The organism is Pseudotabrizicola alkalilacus (assembly GCF_003443995.1).
Lineage (GTDB): Bacteria > Pseudomonadota > Alphaproteobacteria > Rhodobacterales > Rhodobacteraceae > Pseudotabrizicola > Pseudotabrizicola alkalilacus.
In genome coordinates this window covers 1-870 of record NZ_QWEY01000040.1, presented here as the reverse complement: position 1 = coordinate 870, position 870 = coordinate 1, and the positions used below count along the sequence as shown (strand labels likewise).

The 870-nt window shown below is 58.9% G+C and carries 1 protein-coding gene; it reads right to left on the bottom strand.

Annotated elements, in window-relative coordinates; translation table 11 throughout:
- Window positions 1-23: 23 nt before the first annotated feature.
- A protein-coding gene (locus D1012_RS21890; RefSeq protein WP_233517240.1) for an IS5 family transposase occupies window positions 24-793 on the bottom strand; the annotation gives its coding sequence in 2 pieces (ribosomal slippage) (window positions 24-457 and window positions 457-793; 771 coding nt in all).
- Window positions 794-870 lie beyond the last annotated feature (77 nt).

Genomic DNA, 870 nt, shown 5'->3' with positions numbered 1-870 from the left:
CTAGGGTCCAGACTCATTGATCCTCATAGCCAGAATATGACGGTGGCTGCGAGAGCGACGGCGGAGAGGAAGGTCTTTGCGCATCTGTCGTAACGGGTTGCGACCCTGCGCCAGTCTTTCAATCGGCCGAACATGATCTCGATCCGGTTGCGGCGTCGGTAACGTCGTTTGTCATAACGGATGGTCTTGCCGCGAGACTTCCGTCCAGGGATGCATGGACGTATCCCCTTGTCTTTCAATGCATCTCGGAACCAGTCGGCGTCATATCCCCGGTCGGCGAGCATCCATTCCGCGGCGGGCAAACTGCCGAGTAAGGCTGCGGCTCCGGTGTAGTCGCTGACTTGACCTGCCGTCATGAAGAATTTCAGCGGACGCCCCTTCGCATCGGTGACGGCGTGCAGTTTGGTGTTCAACCCACCCTTGGTTCGCCCGATCAAGCGCCCGCGCTGGTCGTCAGGCCCCCCTTTTTGACCCGCAGGCTCGAGGCCGTGCGATGCGCCTTCAGGTATGTCGCGTCAATCATGATGGTCTTCTGTTCGGAGCCTTTCGAAGCCAGCCCTTCCATCATCCTGGCGAAGACCCCCATATCACCCCACCGCTTCCATCGGTTGTAGAGTGTCTTCGGTGGACCATACTCACGCGGCGCATCACACCACCTCAAGCCATTGCGATTGATGAAGATTATGCCGCTCAGAACTCGCCGATCGTCGACCCGCGGCTTGCCGTGGCTCTTCGGAAAGAACGGCTTCAACCGCTCCATCTGGTCGTCCGTCAGCCAGAAAAGATTGCTCATCATCACCCCCGTCAGTTCGGGAGCTTGAATCACGCAGGCAGGGCGGCCTCAAGCCGATTAATGGGTCCTGACCCTAG